Origin of the sequence: Thermodesulfobacterium sp., assembly GCF_030445475.1 — a bacterium.
Classification (GTDB): domain Bacteria; phylum Desulfobacterota; class Thermodesulfobacteria; order Thermodesulfobacteriales; family Thermodesulfobacteriaceae; genus Thermodesulfobacterium; species Thermodesulfobacterium commune.
Map to the genome: position 1 here is coordinate 1 of NZ_JASUTP010000005.1, position 14,522 is coordinate 14,522.

The window sequence follows — 14,522 nt, forward strand, 5'->3', positions numbered from 1 at the left end:
CTACTTTTTTAACTTCATTTTCAATGAAATTATACATATCTTTTAAGTCTTTCATAGGCTTTTCCTCGTTCTTAAATTTTGAGTTTAACTCTATCATTTTTACCAGGAGGGGGGGAGCCCTTTACCCCTAAGATTTAGACACAATTAATGAAACACTACCATCTTTTTAAACTTGACTAAAAGTTTTTTTTATGTTAATAATTAGATATTAAAAATTTGTTCTTTTAAGTTTTCAAATCAAATTTTTGATTTTTTGACAAACATTTCTATGGATATTTTTAGAAAAAAACCAGATATTTTTGGAAAGTTTGAAAAATTGATAATAGTATCTAATCGTTTGCCTTTTTCTGTAAAATCTGACTTAAGTCTTTCTAAAAGTCCTGGGGGTTTAGTTTCTGGGATTGAGACTTTTTTAAAAAAATCTGGGATTAAAAATTATGTATGGATTGGATGGCCAGGAGCCAATTTGAATAAAAAAAATTTTGAGTTAGTAAAAACTAAGGCTAAAAAACTTAATTGCTATCCTGTTTTTATTTCTCATAAATTGTTAGAAAAATTTTACAATGGTTTTTGTAACAAAATACTTTGGCCTCTATTTCACAGTCTTCCCAGTTATGCGGTATATGATGAAAGTTATTGGAAAAATTATATCGTTGTAAATGAAATATTTTGTGAAGAAACTCTAAAACACGTTACTGAAGATTCAGTAGTATGGATACACGATTACCATCTTATGCTTCTACCTCAAATGTTAAAAAAGGAAGCACCTAATACCTTAATAGGCTTTTTCTTACATATTCCCTTTCCTCCTCCAGAGATTTTTATGCAGCTTCCATGGAAAAAAGAATTCTTAGAAGGTCTTTTGGGTTGTGATTTGATAGGCTTTCATATTTACGAGTACACTGCTAATTTTTTAAGAACCCTTTCTCGTACGTTGGGTATAGATCATAAGATGGGAGAGATTATGTATCAGGAAAGGGTTATTAAGGTAGATACCTTTCCTATGGGAATCGATTTTGATTTATTCCATAATGCCTGCGAGAAAGTAAAAATTAAAAAATTAGTTAACAAAATCAAAAAACGATTTAAAAATCAGAAGATAGTATTTTCAGTGGATAGGCTTGATTATACTAAAGGAATCTATAATCGTCTTTTGGCTTATGAGGAACTTTTAAAAAGAAGACCAGATCTTCATGAAAAAGTTGTTTTGATTATGGTTGTTGTTCCCTCAAGAGAGGGGGTAGAACATTATCAAAGAATGAAAAAACAATTAGAAGAAAAAGTAAGTGAGATAAACGGAAAATTTGGCAAGATAGATTGGATTCCGGTTTTGTATTACTATAGATTTCTTAACTTTGAGGAACTTGTTACTCATTACTTAGCAGTTGATGTAATACTTGTTACGCCTTTAAAGGATGGTATGAACCTTATTGCTAAAGAGTTTATAGCTTCAAGAAAAGACCAAAGAGGTGTTCTAATTCTTTCAGAATTTGCAGGATCTGCAAAGGAGTTGGGGGAAGCCTTTATCGTAAATCCAAATTCTATCAGTGAACTTTCTTATGCCATAGAAAACGCTCTTGAAATTTCAGAAGAAGAACAAAGAGAAAGAATTAGAATAATGCAAGAAAGGTTAAAAAGGTACGACATAGTGAAGTGGGGAAAAGACTTTTTCTATACTTTAACAGACGTAGAAGAAAGAAAAATAGCTTTAAAAACCAAGTTATTAACTACCGAAGTAATAAAACAAATTAAAAAATCTTTCGAAAAAGCGTCTTCTCGAATACTTTTCTTGGACTATGATGGAACCTTGGTTTCTTTTGCAAGTAACCCTCACTTAGCTTCCCCAGATAAAGAGTTAAAAAATCTTTTAAAAGCACTTTCTAATATTCCTAATACTGATGTAGTAATTATCTCTGGAAGAAAAAAAGAAGATTTAGTAAACTGGTTTGACGGAATAAGGCTTAACTTTATTTCTGAGCATGGAATGTTCGTAAAAAAATATAACAAGGATTGGGAAACACTTTTACATCTTCCTCAAGAATTCGTAAGAGAATTCAAAGAAAAGATTAAAAACATTCTGGAAACTTATGTAGATCGATTACCAAGATCTTTTATTGAAGAGAAAGAATTTTCTATAGTTTTTCATTACAGAAATGCAGATCAAGAATTAGCAAGTTTAAGAGTAGCAGAACTAATTGACGAACTTTTGATGGTAACAAGTAATTTAAATCTTAATTTAATAATAGGGAACAAAGTGATTGAAATAAGACCTGCAGGAATAAACAAGGGAATAGCTGCTAACATATTTTTAAAGGAAAAAAACTACGATTTTATTTTTGCAGTAGGAGATGATACCACAGATGAAGATTTATTTAGAGATCTTCCTGAAAATGCTATCACCATAAAAGTAGGAATTGGAAAGTCTTTTGCTAAATACAGTGTAGAATCTTATTTAAAAGTAAGAAAATTATTAAATGCTTTGGTAACCAATGAATAAGCCTTTTGTGTTTAAGTCTGAGTTTTGGATTCCTCAGTATACAGGAATAAAGGTTTATTCTATAAAGGAGTTTATAGAGGCACTTAAAACAGTTGATAAATTTTCTATCTTTTACCACTTGTATATAAACATTTTTAACTATCACAATTTACCCACTTTTTATAACAACAGCTTTTCCTACTGGTTATACAAAAACGGTCATCTTTTACTTGCAGAAAAACTCTCTGTAATTGATCCCTTAGAATACTACGATTTAGAAGAACTGAGGAATGTTCTTGTTCAAACTCTTGAAGAAAATTACAACCCAACGGAAGATAAAAGTGGACAAGAAGCTTTTTATTTTATCAAAGCTGAAAGAGAAATCATAGAGGGTGTAGATGTTGCTAATAACTTAGATGAGTTTTTAGAGAGAATTAAAAAATCAAGCATAAATTCTGTTTTTTATCATCTTGTAACTTCAAGAATAGAAAACAAAACCCTTATAAATGACTATTCTGCCTGGCTTACCAATTTAGGAGAAGTTAAAAAAGCAGAAAAAATAAACAAATTAGATGTTTATGTTATGAACCTGTATGAGATAAAAAATAATATAATAAAAATTTTGGAAGAAAAAGAATGATTGAGGAATACATACCCTTTGTAAGCGAAGAAACGATCGAAGAGTTGTTTATTTTAAGTAAGAAACTGAATGGGGTAAAAGTGCTTCATGTTAACTCTACTTATAAAGGTGGTGGTGTTGCTGAAATTTTACACAGAATGGTTCCTCTTATGAATGCACTTGGAGTTAAAACAGACTGGAAGGTATTTAAGGGAGACAAAAAGTTTTTTTCTTTTACCAAAAAACTTCACAACCTACTTCACTTAGGATATGGTGAAAAAATCAGGAGTGAAGAGATTGTTTATTATTTAAAAATCACTTATGAAAATTTTAAAGAAATAGACACAGAAAACTATGATGTAGTTTTCATTCATGATCCTCAACCTATGGGTCTTGTGATTAAAAAATTGCCAGGGCAAAAATGGATCTGGAGATGTCACATAGATACTTCGAGTCCTGATCCCAATGCTTGGAACTTTCTTGAAAATTTTTTAAACGCTTATGATGTTTGTATTTTTCATATGCCTGAATTTGTTTATGAAAGGATAGAAATTCCTACTTATATAATTTCTCCTTCGATAGACCCTCTACATCCCAAAAACATAGAATTGTCTCAAGAAGAAATTTTTCAAACTTTAACCAAATTTGGGATAGATCCAGAAAAACCTTTTATTCTTCAGGTTTCTCGTTTTGACAGATTAAAAGATCCCTTTGGAGTATTATCAGCTTTTAGAATCGTAAGAAAAAAATACGATTGTCAGCTTGCTCTTGTAGGTTCTTTCGCAGAAGATGATCCAGAAGGAGAGGAAGTGTATAAGGAACTTTTAAACCTTACTTCAGATGATAAAGAGGTGTTTGTTTTAAATCTCCCACCTGATAGTTATAGAGAAGTAAATGCCTTTCAAAGAGGAGCAACAGTTGTTGTTCAAAAATCTTTAAAAGAGGGTTTTGGGCTTGTTGTTTCAGAAGCAATGTGGAAAGAAAAACCAGTTATTGGATCTAATGTGGGTGGGATAAAAAGACAAATAATACACGGTATCACTGGATATTTAATAAACAGTGTAGAAGGATTAGCAATGCGAATAAAACAACTTCTTGCTAATGAATATTTTAGAAAAGAAATGGGATACTATGGTAAAGAAAGAGTAAAACATAGGTTTTTAATCATTCGCCATTTAAGGGATTATTGTTTAATAATCTCAAGAATTTTAAACTTTAAATTTTAAAAGGATTCACTCTTGTTTTTAGAATTTGAGTAATTATTTTTAATCTTAAAAAAATCCTAAAAAGCTCAATTCCTAGATAAGGGAGGAAAAAATGCGTATTGCTCAAGTAGCTCCTCTATATGAGAGTGTTCCCCCAAAGTTATACGGGGGAACAGAAAGGGTTGTTTCTTACTTAACCGAAGAGCTTGTAAAAATGGGACATGAAGTGATTCTTTTCGCAAGTGGAGATTCAAAAACTAAAGCAAAGTTAATTCCTATCTGTCCAAACTCTTTAAGATTTGATAAAACCTGTAAAGATCCGTTAATCTGGCATCTTTACATGATAGAAGAAGTTTTAAAAAGAGCAAAATTTTTTGATGTTATTCATTTTCATACAGAATATTTACATCTTCCTTTAGCTACAAGGTATAATCTTCCTTTTGTTAATACTCTACATGGAAGACTTAATCTTTCAGAATATGTTCCGTTTTTTAAGATTTTTAAAAATGCTCCTTTTATTTCTATTTCTTATTCACAAAGAAAGCCTTTGCCATGGTTAAATTGGGTAGCCAATGTCTATCATGGATTACCAGAAGATCTTTATAAATTTCAACCTCAGCATGGCAGCTATTTAGCCTTTTTAGGAAGAATTTCTCCTGAAAAAAGACCTGATCGAGCTATTGAGATTGCAGAAAAATTTGGTATGAAATTAATAATTGCTGCTAAAGTTGATAAGGCTGATGAAACTTATTTTAAAGAAGTAATAAAACCTATGTTAAAAAGCCCATGGGTTGAATTTATTGGAGAGATAGGAGAAAAAGAGAAAAATGAGTTTTTAGGAAATGCGTATGCTTTAGTATTTCCTATAGATTGGCCTGAACCTTTTGGATTAGTTATGATTGAAGCTTTAGCTTGCGGAACTCCTGTAGTAGCATGGAGATGTGGTTCAGTTCCAGAAATTATAGAACACGGAAAAACAGGGTTTATAGTTGAAACCATAGAAGAAGCAGTGAATTTTTTAGAGGAAGTTAAAAACTTAAATAGAGAAGATTGTAGAAAAAGTTTTGAAGAAAGATTTACTGCAAGAAGAATGGCGGAAGAATATTTAAATGTTTATCAACGAGTAATTTTTAAAGAGGTTTATAAAAGAGCAGTTTAATTTAACCAAGTTGTGTTTATAAAGTTGTGTTTATAAAACGATAACTGGAAGAAAAAATAATGAAAGGAAAGCTTGAAGTAGAGACTCATACACTTAAACATGAAGAAAGTTTTGCCATATTTGACGCCTATGGAAACATTGATGTTGAAAGAAATTTTGAAGAAGGTATTTACTATCAAGGGACAAGGTTTCTTTCATGTCATAAGTTTTATCTTTTTGATCAACTTCCTATTCTTTTAAGTTCAGCTGTTAAAGAAGATAATTCTCTTTTTACAGTAGATTTAACTAATCCTAAAATTATAAGAAATGAAGAAGTTATAATCCCAGAGGGAACAGTACATATTTTAAGAAATAAATTTTTGTATCAAAATTGTTGTTATGAAAAAATATGGATAAAAAACTATTTTTTTGACCCTGTTAAAATAGAGATTAGTTTTTACTTTAACAGTGATTTTGCTGATGTATTTGAAGTTCGCGGAATGAAAAGAAGACAAAGAGGTAAGATCTTTCCACTTAAGACTATTAAAAATGGCATTAAGTTTGTTTATAGAGGTCTTGATAATATTTTAAGAACAACTGATATAATCTTTGATCCTCTACCTCAACAAATTATTTCCAATAAAGCTGTATATCTATTTAATTTAGGAGGAAAAGAAAAAGTTGTTTTAAACTTGTATATTAGATGTTTAATAGAAAATGAAGACTCTGAACTGATTTCGTATAACAAAGCTCTTTATTATATAACTAAAAAATTTAGAGAGTGGGAGAATAAGAGTTGTAAGATTTATACTTCAAATGAGCTATTTAATCGATGGCTACAAAGGTCCTTTGCAGATATAGTAATGCTTACAACAACAACCCCATATGGACCTTATCCATATGCTGGAATACCATGGTTTAATACCGTTTTTGGAAGAGATGGGATAATTACTGCTTTAGAATGTTTATGGATAAATCCTTCTTTAGCTAAAGGGACTTTATCTTTTTTAGCTCATTATCAAGCGAAAAAGATTAATAGGGAACAAGATGCAGAACCTGGAAAAATTGTGCATGAGATAAGAAAAGGTGAAATGGCTGCAACTAAAGAAATTCCTTATGCTTTGTATTATGGAAGTGTAGATGCTACTCCTCTTTTTGTAATTTTAGCAAGTAAGTATTTCGAAAGAACAGGCGATATAGAGTTTATAAAAAATATCTGGAAAAATATTCAAATGGCAATAACATGGATAGATAAGTATGGAGATATAGATAAAGATGGACTGGTAGAGTATGTACCTTCCGAAAAAGGTTTAATCAATAAAGGATGGAAAGATTCGGAAGATAGTGTGTTCTATGAAGATGGTAAATTGGCAAAACCACCTATTGCTTTAGTTGAGGTTCAAGGATATGTATATAAAGCCAAAAGAGAAGCATCAAAACTTGCAAAAGTTTTAGGAAAAGAAAAATTGGCAGTAAAATGGGCAAAAGAAGCAGAAAGGTTAAGAGAATTGATCGAGGAAAAATTTTGGGATGATGGAATAAATTGTTTTGTATTAGCTCTTGATGGAGATAAAAGACCCTGTAGAGTTAGATCAAGTAATGCAGGTCATTTACTTTTTACTAAGGCTATTTCTATGAGCAAAGCTCGAATTCTCGCTTCTTTATTTTTTGAAAAACATTTTTTTTCAGGATGGGGTATAAGAACGATTTCTTCTTTTGAGAAAAGATATAATCCTCTTTCCTATCATAATGGTTCTGTATGGCCTCATGATAATGCTATCATAGCTTTTGGTCTATGTTTGTATGGATTTAAACAAGAAGCTTTAAGAATTTTAAACGCTCTTTTTGAAGCAAGTATTTTTTTTAAACTTCATAGGCTTCCTGAACTTTTTTGTGGACTTGAGAGAAGAGTTAACGAAGGCCCTACTTATTACCCTGTAGCTTGTTATCCACAGGCTTGGTCTACAGGAGCCGTGTTTTTAATTCTTCAAGGTTGTTTAGGACTTGCAATAGAAGGAAACGAAATTCGCTTTAAGCATCCCTTACTTCCAGATTTTATAGAAGAAATGTGGATAAAAAATTTTGAGATAAAAAGAGGAAAAGTAGATTTATATCTTAAAAATTGCGGAAACGATGTAGGAATAAACATAATAAATAAAGAAGGTGAAGTTAAAGTTTTGGTAGAAAAATGACAATTTATCCTGCAGAGTTAGACACAACTAAATGTAGCTTGAAAATAGATAAAGGTTAAAATAAAGGTTAAGGTTTTTGGTTAGATTTTTCTAAAATTATGGTAACAGGGCCATCGTTGATTAAGGCAATGTCCATGTAGGCTTTAAATACCCCTTCCTTTACGTTTATTCCTTTTTGTTTGATTTTTTCAGCTAAACTCTTCAGGATAGCTTCAGCTTGGGCTGGGTCTTCTGCTAAGTGAAAAGAAGGTCGTGTACCTTTTTTAAGTTGTCCGCATATGGTAAAGTTTGAAACCAATAATACCTCACCGTTTATGTCTTTTAAACTGAGGTTAAACTTACCTTCAGGGTCTGGGAAAATCCTTAGATTGACGATTTTATCTGCCATCCAGTCAACAATTTTTTCATCATCCCCTTTTTCTACACAGGTTAATACTAAGAGTCCTTGGTTGATTTGAGAGATAATTTTTCCGTCTACAGAAACAGAAGCTTCTTTAACCCGTTGGATAACAGCCTTCATCTAATCTTGTAGTGTTCCTCTATATATTTTGAACCAAGCTCAAAGGCTTTTAAGTTGGGCTCGATAAGATGAGCTTTACTTTCTCCAAGCATATATTTTAAAGCTTCTTCAAAATTTTGTTTTGAAAAAATTTTAGAAATCTTATAAAAAGCCCCTAAAGCACAGATGTTAGCTAACATCGGTTTACCTAAACTTTCAGCCAAAGAGTTTACTGGCACAAAGTAGAGTTTATATTTTTTTTGTAAGGCTTCTATGTTGTCAATTTTTTCAGGTTTTACTAAGTCTGAATTAATGATAGCTCTACCTTTATTTTTGAGTCTTGGGATAAACTTAAGAAAAGAGGGAAGATTGAGTATGATCAAAAATGAAGGATTAAGAACTAAAGGAGAGGCAATAGGATTGTCTGAGATAATTACAGTACAATTACATGTGCCTCCCCTCATTTCAGGACCATAAACCGGTAAGTAGGTTACGTGATAATCGGCAAGCATAGAGGCTTGAGCGATTAAATTTCCTGTAAAAAGAACTCCCTGTCCTCCAAAACCTGCTATGATAAGTTCTAACCTCAAGGTCTTCTCTCCTTATTTTTGATTTTTTAAAAAGGGAGTTACTTTATCTTTAAATATTCCTAAAGGAAAATATTCGATAACTTTATCTACAGCTTTAACCGCAGATACAGGGTCCATCTTCCAGTTGATAGGACAAGTAGAAAGAATTTCTACAAACCCAAATCCTAAATTGTTTATTTGAGCTAAAAAGGCATTTTTGATCGCTCTTTTAGCTTCTACAATCCTTTTAGGAGAGTTTAGGGCTACTCTGGCTGAATAGGCAACTCCTTCAAGGGTAGCCAAAATCTCAGCTATCTTAGGAGGGTACCCAAAGGTTTCTGGATCCCTTCCTGCTGGCGTGGTGGTTGTCTTTTGTCCAGGAAGGGTGGTAGGAGAGGCTTGACCTCCGGTCATTCCGTAGATAGTGTTGTTAATCATAATAGAGGTGATTTTTTCTCCTCTTACTGCTGCTTGAAAACTTTCATTAAAACCTATAGCAGCAAAATCTCCGTCTCCCTGATAGGTAAACACCACTAAATCTGGCCTTGCTCTTTTGGCTCCTGTAGCTGCAGCACAGGCTCTTCCATGAGGGGCTTCTGTCATGTCTACATCTATATAAAAATAAAGAAAAACAGAACATCCGATAGAAGAAATAGCAAGACTTTTATCTTGGATACCTAATTCGTCTATTACCTCACATACTAATCTATGAGCTACGCCATGTTGACAACCAGGACAATAATGAAAAGGTGTTTTCTTTAAACTTTTCGGGACTTGGAAAGGTTTAGACATTTTTTAATCTCCTTTTTAAGGTCTTCTGGAAAAGGAACTACGCTCGGAGGATAAGGTAAAGAAATTACCTCTGCTTTTCCTTCTACCGCCAGTTTCACATCCTCAAACATCTGCCCACAGTTTTGTTCAGGCACTAAAATTTTAAGAGGTTTTTTGGCCTTAGTTACTATTTCTTTCAGAGTTTTATAGGGGAAAGGATATAAAGTAATAGGCCTAAAATATCCTACTTGATAACCTTTATTCCTAAGATCCTCGATAGCCTCATTAGCCAATCTTGCCATAGAACCAAAGGCAACGACTAAGACCTCAGTATCTTCTTCAACTTTTGCCTCATATCTTATTTCTTTTTGCATGGTTTGGTATTTCTTCATCAGCTTTAAGTTATGTTGTCTAAGTTCTTCAGCATCTAAAAAAAGACTTCTAAAAAATCTGCTATTTCTGCCTTTAGCTCCGGTCAAAGCCCAAGTCTCTGGTGGGTACTTTTTTATTTTTAACTTTTTTAAAACAAGAGGTTCTTTCATCTGACCTAAAATAGCATCTGAAAGAATCATCACAGGGTTTCTATATTTTTCTGCAAGTTCAAAAGCTTTGGCAGTAAGTTCATAAGCTTCTTGAGCGTTAGAAGGAGCTAACACCAAAAATCTAAAATCACCATGCCCAGAACCTTTAGTTGCTTGAAAGTAGTCTCCCTGAGAGGTTTCAATTCCTCCTAAACCAGGTCCACCTCTCATTACGTTTACAACTACCGCTGGAAGCTCAAGAGCCGCTAAATAAGAAAAAGATTCACACATAAGGGAAATACCAGGGCTTGAAGAACTGGTCATTGCTCTAGCCCCAGTAGCACAGGCACCAAGCACCATGTTGATGGCTGCAAGCTCACTTTCAGCCTGTAAAAACACCCCACCTCTTTTAGGTAGCTCTCTTGACATAAGCTCTGGGATGTCGTTTTGAGGGGTTATCGGATATCCAAAATAACATTTACATTCCGCTTCTAAAGCTCCAAATACAATAGCTTCAACACCCTTAGCTAAGATTTTTTTATCCTTTTTCATTTTCATCCTCTTTTGTAAACACTATATCTGGACATACAAGATAACAAATACCACACATAGTACAGGCTTCAGGGTTTTTAGCATAAACAATTTTATAACCCTGAAGATTTCTTTTTTCAGAAAAGGCTAATACTTGTTTAGGACAAAAATGTATACACAAACCACAGGCTTTACATCTGTTTTCGTCTATCTTTATCTTAAAAATCTCCGTACCTCCTAATTAAGATTTACTTGTGTACTCGTCCCTTATCTTCATATAAGGGTTTTAATATAATTCAATTAAGTATTTTGTAAACCCAATTTTAAAGCTTGTAACGTTTCTAAATTTTCCAGATTAAAACAGTTAAAAGTCTGGTTTTCTAAAGTTTGAGTTATAAGGCCACACAAAACCTTTTTAGGACCTACTTCTATAAAAGTTTTTACTCCTTGCTGAAACATAAACTGAACACAGTCTGTCCATTTAACAGAAGAAGTAATCTGGGATTTCATAAGTTCTTTAAGTTTTTTCCCTTCGATTTCAGCTCTACCAGAAACATTAGTTACTACAGGTATTCTGGGATTTTTCCAGGAAAAAGATTCTAAATAAGAGGCAAGTTTATCCTCTGCTTCTTTCATGAAAGGACTATGAAAACCAGCATTTACTTTAAGTTTAACAGCCTTAGCCCCTAATTCTTTGACTTTTTTCGCTAATTCTTCTAAAGCAGAAACTTCTCCACTTACCACCAATTGCTTAGGAGAGTTAAAATTGGCAATGACTATCAACCCGTTGACCTGTTGAATAGTTTTTTCTAACTCGTCTCTGTTAATTCCGATGATGGCATACATCCCAGAAGGATTTTTCTCAGCAGCTTCTTGCATAACCTTACCTCTTAGTTTGACCGCTGAAAGAACCTCTTCCAGGGATAAAACTTCAGCTGCAAAAAGTGCGCTGTATTCACCCAGACTATGCCCGGCTACAAAAGAAATCAGACTTTTATTTCCACCTAAAACCTCATTTAAAAGCACATTAAAACAAGCTATGTTAACCACCGTAAGACACACCTGAAGTTTTTCTGTTTGGGTAAGCTCCTCCATAGGTCCTTCAAAACATAATTTTCTTACAGGAAGACCGGTGACTTCCTCGCTTTTGATAAAGAGGTCTTTAATATATTCGAAATGTTCGTAAAACTCTTTACCCATTCCTATATACTGAGATCCTTGTCCAGGAAAAACGCAGGCAATCATTCTTCTTCTTCCTCCAAAAATTTTTCTGGTCCAACATCTTCTAAATCTTCAAGCCGAAGCTCGTAATCCTCTGGAGGCAAAAGCTCTTCGAGTTCAGCCGGGTTGGTCATCTCTATTTCGATAAGCCATCCTTCATCAAAAGGGTCCTCATTAAGAATTTCTATGTCTTCTAAAACTTTTTCGTTAACCTTTACTATCTTACCAGAAACAGGCATTAAAAGGTCGAAAACTTGCTCTATAGTTTCGATACTTCCAAAAATTTCATCTTTTTCAAATTCTTCTTCCTCTTCAGGAAGGTCAATATCGATTATTTCCATATTTTTTAAAATAAAATATTCAGTAATACCTATTCTTACCAATTTTTTCTTCTTTTTTTTCACCCAGAGATGCCCTTCGGTATATAGTCTATCTTCAGGAACCTTAAACATAAAAAACCTCCGTGAGATTGTAATTAAAAGAGTGTTATAACGAATTTTTTAAAATTGACAAGTCTTTATTTTGAAAAATTTTTGATAAATTTCTCTTTTAATTTTTGATTTAAATTATAAGCCCAGGCTAATACAGCAGCTACTGTTTGATAAAGTTCTGGAGGTATAGGTTTTTCTAATTCGATCTTATACAGTTGTTGTACTAATTTAGAGTCTTTTTTAATCGGGATGTTATGGTTTTTAGCTATCTCGAGTATAAGGTCAGCAAGATACCCCTTCCCTTTGGCTACTACCTTAGGAGCTTCATCTCCTGGCTCATATTTAAGGGCTACTGCTGTTTTTTCGTGGTTTTGGTCTTCCATTTTTGGTTTACATTTTTATGAGTATGTGCTATAATTCATTCAAATCTTATTTTATTTATTTTCGGTAAAAATTAAAATTTGTAAAGGAGGCTGCTATGAAGCTTACATTATCAGTTATAAAAGCTGATATCGGAGGGTTCGTAGGTCATTCTTCTGTTCATAAAGATGTGCTTGCCAAGGTTAAAGAAGTAGCTGAAGATGGAAAAGATAAAGGGATAATCAGAGATGTTTCTGTTTTGGTTTGCGGAGATGATATAGCTTTAGTCATGACCCATACTAAAGGGGTTGATTCTTCAGAGGTTCATGAACTTGCATGGAATGCTTTTAAAGAAGGGACAGAAGTTGCTAAAAAATTAAAGATGTATGGTGCAGGACAAGACCTTTTGGCTGAGGCTTTTTCAGGTAATGTTAAGGGAATGGGACCAGGGATAGCAGAGATGGAGTTTGTAGAAAGGAAAAGCGAACCTGTTATTGTGTTTTTTGCAGACAAAACCTCTCCCAGTGCCTGGAACTTACCACTTTATGAGATGTTTGCTGACCCTATGAACACTGCAGGGCTGGTGATAGACCCTTCTATGCATGAAGGTTTTATTTTCGACGTGATGGATGCCTATACCGGTATGGGTATCCAACTAAAAACACCTGAAGAACTTTATGACCTTTTGGTTTTTATAGGTGCTACCAGCAGATATGTAGTAAGGGCTGTCTATAGAAAATCTGACGGAGAGATAGCAGCCGCTGCTTCTACTCAGAAACTTTCTTTTATGGCAGGAAGGTATGTGGGAAAAGACGACCCAGTGCTTATCGTTAGAGCTCAGAGCGGTTTTCCAGCCATAGGTGAGATTTTAGAGCCTTTTGCAAGGCCTTGGCTGGTAGAAGGATGGATGAGAGGGTCTCATACCGGGCCTCTTATGCCAGTAGCTTTTAAAAATGCTAAACCCACCAGGTTTGACGGGCCTCCTCGTGTGATAGCAGCGGGTTATCAGATAGCAGATGGGTATTTGATCGGACCATCTGACTTGTTTGATGACCCTGCCTTTGATCATGCAAGAGAAGAATGTAACAAGATGGCAAATATACTAAGACGTCAAGGAATTTTTGAACCTCACAGACTTCCTCCTGAAGAGATGGAGTATACCACCCTTCCTAAGGTGCTTGAAAAGCTAAAAGATAGGTTTAAGCTGGTAGAAACAAAAAAACCTAAATTTTCTTCTGAAGGAGAAATAGCAGAATAATGCATCAGTTTATTTTTGACCCTAAGGATTTTACCCTTGAAGACCAGATAAAGTTTGCCTGTTATAAAGGGATTGTATGTTTTAACCGCTGTTGTTATGATGTGAAACTTGTGCTTACTCCCTATGATTTCTTAAGATTAAGAAAAGCATTAAACCTCTCAGTTGAGGAGTTTGTAGAAAAGTTTGGAGAGGCCTACATCGGTGAGGTGACCCAACTTCCGGTTATTTCTGTTAACATGGACCCCTATTCGATGGCTTGTCCCTTTTTAGATGAAAAGGAAGGTTGTAAGGTTTATCGGGATAGGCCTGCTTCTTGCAGGCTCTATCCTTTAGCAAGATACATCAGCAAAGACCAAAAAGGAGAAAAACAGGAAATCTTTAAAATCATCAGAGAAACCCATTGCAAAGGTCATTATGAACCTAGGGTTATCAAAGTTGTGGAATATATTAAAGAGCAAGGATTAGAAGAATATTTATACTATAATGACCTTTGGGCTGAAGTGGTGTCAAAAAGACAGAAATTTATAGACACTCCTTTAACTGCTGATGTACTTGAACTTATATTTTTGTTTTCTTATAATTTGCCTGAATTAAAAGAGATGATAAAGAAGGGTGAGGTAGCAGATTTTTCTAAAGATGATCTTGAACTTCCTGAAGAAAAACTTTTAGAAAAGGGAATAATTTACATTCGGGATGTTCTTCTTTCTGAAGAAAACTTATGGTAATACCTT

The 14,522-nt window shown here is 33.7% G+C and carries 15 protein-coding genes; 7 read left to right on the plus strand and 8 right to left on the minus strand.

Translation table 11 applies throughout. The features are described from left to right. The first annotated feature begins 268 nt into the window (after window positions 1-268). The 5 genes from PWP26_RS02940 to PWP26_RS02960 all read left to right on the plus strand — a co-directional run bounded on the left by PWP26_RS02940 (window position 269) and on the right by PWP26_RS02960 (window position 7,630). Window positions 269-2,497 (plus strand): bifunctional alpha,alpha-trehalose-phosphate synthase (UDP-forming)/trehalose-phosphatase, encoded by a 2,229-nt coding sequence (locus tag PWP26_RS02940; protein ID WP_301398931.1) that lies wholly within the window; start codon window positions 269-271, stop codon window positions 2,495-2,497. Further along, window positions 2,490-3,116, plus strand: coding sequence for a DUF5752 family protein (locus PWP26_RS02945; RefSeq protein ID WP_301398932.1), 627 nt, complete (start codon window positions 2,490-2,492; stop codon window positions 3,114-3,116). Before PWP26_RS02940 ends, PWP26_RS02945 begins: the two co-directional genes overlap by 8 nt. Next, a complete protein-coding gene (locus PWP26_RS02950; protein WP_038061014.1) occupies window positions 3,113-4,321 on the plus strand; it encodes a glycosyltransferase in 1,209 nt (402 codons plus the stop codon). Before PWP26_RS02945 ends, PWP26_RS02950 begins: the two co-directional genes overlap by 4 nt. 91 nt (window positions 4,322-4,412) lie before the next feature. Beyond that, a complete protein-coding gene (locus tag PWP26_RS02955) occupies window positions 4,413-5,459 on the plus strand; it encodes a glycosyltransferase family 4 protein (RefSeq protein WP_301398933.1) in 1,047 nt (348 codons plus the stop codon). A 59-nt stretch (window positions 5,460-5,518) separates the two neighbouring features. After that, window positions 5,519-7,630 (plus strand): amylo-alpha-1,6-glucosidase, encoded by a 2,112-nt coding sequence (locus PWP26_RS02960; protein ID WP_301398934.1) that lies wholly within the window; start codon window positions 5,519-5,521, stop codon window positions 7,628-7,630. 67 nt (window positions 7,631-7,697) lie between these two features. Here PWP26_RS02960 and dtd read toward each other — a convergent pair whose 3' ends face one another. From dtd to PWP26_RS03000, 8 genes are all read right to left on the minus strand, one after another. Further along, window positions 7,698-8,150, minus strand: a complete 453-nt coding sequence (gene dtd, locus PWP26_RS02965; RefSeq protein ID WP_287568022.1) for a D-aminoacyl-tRNA deacylase — start codon at window positions 8,148-8,150, stop codon at window positions 7,698-7,700. Then, window positions 8,147-8,719, minus strand: coding sequence for a 2-oxoacid:acceptor oxidoreductase family protein (locus tag PWP26_RS02970; RefSeq protein ID WP_287568020.1), 573 nt, complete (start codon window positions 8,717-8,719; stop codon window positions 8,147-8,149). The genes dtd and PWP26_RS02970 overlap by 4 nt, the downstream gene beginning before the upstream one ends. Window positions 8,720-8,731: 12 nt before the next feature. Further along, window positions 8,732-9,490: a thiamine pyrophosphate-dependent enzyme gene (locus PWP26_RS02975; protein ID WP_287568019.1), complete on the minus strand. Its 759-nt coding sequence runs from the start codon at window positions 9,488-9,490 to the stop codon at window positions 8,732-8,734. Then, entirely contained in the window at window positions 9,457-10,542 is a 1,086-nt protein-coding gene (gene vorB / locus PWP26_RS02980; protein WP_287568016.1) for a 3-methyl-2-oxobutanoate dehydrogenase subunit VorB, read from the minus strand. The genes PWP26_RS02975 and vorB overlap by 34 nt, the downstream gene beginning before the upstream one ends. Continuing rightward, the gene (locus PWP26_RS02985) at window positions 10,529-10,747 is read right to left on the minus strand and encodes a ferredoxin family protein (RefSeq protein WP_028842998.1); all 219 of its coding nucleotides are present in this window, start codon (window positions 10,745-10,747) and stop codon (window positions 10,529-10,531) included. The genes vorB and PWP26_RS02985 overlap by 14 nt, the downstream gene beginning before the upstream one ends. Window positions 10,748-10,821: 74 nt before the next feature. Continuing rightward, on the minus strand, window positions 10,822-11,766 hold the full coding sequence (gene fabD / locus PWP26_RS02990; protein WP_038060998.1) for an ACP S-malonyltransferase: 945 nt from the start codon (window positions 11,764-11,766) through the stop codon (window positions 10,822-10,824). Next, complete coding sequence (locus PWP26_RS02995; RefSeq protein WP_273019919.1) at window positions 11,763-12,194, minus strand: glycine cleavage system protein H; 432 nt, start codon at window positions 12,192-12,194, stop codon at window positions 11,763-11,765. Before PWP26_RS02995 ends, fabD begins: the two co-directional genes overlap by 4 nt. Window positions 12,195-12,259: 65 nt before the next feature. Then, on the minus strand, window positions 12,260-12,556 hold the full coding sequence (locus tag PWP26_RS03000; RefSeq protein ID WP_038060994.1) for an EscU/YscU/HrcU family type III secretion system export apparatus switch protein: 297 nt from the start codon (window positions 12,554-12,556) through the stop codon (window positions 12,260-12,262). A gap of 95 nt (window positions 12,557-12,651) precedes the next feature. On the opposite strand from PWP26_RS03000, the gene fbp reads away from it, so the two are divergent. Together fbp and PWP26_RS03010 are read left to right on the plus strand one after the other, a co-directional pair. Next, window positions 12,652-13,791, plus strand: coding sequence for a fructose-1,6-bisphosphate aldolase/phosphatase (gene fbp / locus PWP26_RS03005; RefSeq protein ID WP_301398935.1), 1,140 nt, complete (start codon window positions 12,652-12,654; stop codon window positions 13,789-13,791). Continuing rightward, window positions 13,791-14,516 carry a YkgJ family cysteine cluster protein gene (locus PWP26_RS03010; protein ID WP_038060990.1) on the plus strand — a complete coding sequence of 242 codons (726 nt, stop codon included), beginning with the start codon at window positions 13,791-13,793 and terminating at the stop codon, window positions 14,514-14,516. Before fbp ends, PWP26_RS03010 begins: the two co-directional genes overlap by 1 nt. The last annotated feature ends 6 nt before the right edge of the window (window positions 14,517-14,522 follow it).